This is a genomic window from Gilliamella sp. X-57, from assembly GCF_057063565.1.
Map to the genome: position 1 here is coordinate 1 of NZ_JBXSQI010000063.1, position 1,055 is coordinate 1,055.

The window sequence follows — 1,055 nt, forward strand, 5'->3', positions numbered from 1 at the left end:
GGATATCACGTGTCCCGCCCTACTCTATAAGCTTCCACATATCGCACCTTCGTGTACGGGACTTTCACCCTCTATCGTGCGACTTTCCAGACGCTTCCACTAATACTATATGCTACCCGCTTGGGCTACTCCCCTTTCGCTCGCCGCTACTTAGGGAATCTCGGTTGATTTCTTTTCCTCGGGGTACTTAGATGTTTCAGTTCTCCCGGTTCGCCTCATATGACTATGAATTCATCATATGATAGTGTAGTCACCTACACTGGGTTTCCCCATTCGGACATCGACGGCTATAGCGCTTTTTATCAGCTCACCGTCGCTTTTCGCAGATTAACACGTCCTTCTTCGCCTCTGATTGCCTAGGCATCCACCGTGTACGCTTAATTTCTTAACCTTACAACTCACAGTTGTCTTGGTTTTAATTACGCTTTTTTCTCTTTCTTAATTACTCACCTCTACCAATTCGTCTCAACTAAAAATTATCGCTAACGTTTAATTTCACGCCTCAATAAAAGCTTTACATAAGAACGAGAACTCGTTTCTTTCAGCTTGTTCCTAATTGTTAAAGAGCTTTATCTTTCTATTTACTCACTATAATAATTAAGCAAATACAAAGATAATTTTTATTACCTAACGAAAGAGATATCTTTAATGGTGGAGCTAAGCGGGATCGAACCGCTGGCCTCCTGCGTGCAAGGCAGGCGCTCTCCCAGCTGAGCTATAGCCCCAATAATTCACTTCATCTATATTTCCCCAACTCGCTTAACGTACTTGCATTTGATAATTTATGCTGTTCACATCATTAACACAAGCCTAAAACTCGCAAAGTTAAGTAGAATTGGTGGGTCTGAGTGGACTTGAACCACCGACCTCACCCTTATCAGGGGTGCGCTCTAACCACCTGAGCTACAGACCCAATAAAGTGACTCTTTCTTCTAAACAAACAATCTGTGTGAACACTTACGAGCTCTTCGTAAGGAGGTGATCCAACCGCAGGTTCCCCTACGGTTACCTTGTTACGACTTCACCCCAGTCATGAACCACACCGTGGTAAACGC

General features: G+C 43.9%; 2 tRNA genes and 2 rRNA genes. All 4 read right to left on the minus strand.

What is annotated here, in order from left to right:
* A 23S ribosomal RNA gene (locus ACYIAL_RS12800) occupies positions 1–391 on the minus strand; the annotation flags it as partial.
* Positions 392–649: 258 nt separating this feature from the next.
* Positions 650–725: transfer RNA gene (locus ACYIAL_RS12805), tRNA-Ala, on the minus strand.
* A gap of 111 nt (positions 726–836) precedes the next feature.
* Positions 837–913: transfer RNA gene (locus ACYIAL_RS12810), tRNA-Ile, on the minus strand.
* 58 nt (positions 914–971) lie between these two features.
* Positions 972–1,055, minus strand: a 16S ribosomal RNA gene (locus ACYIAL_RS12815); the annotation flags it as partial.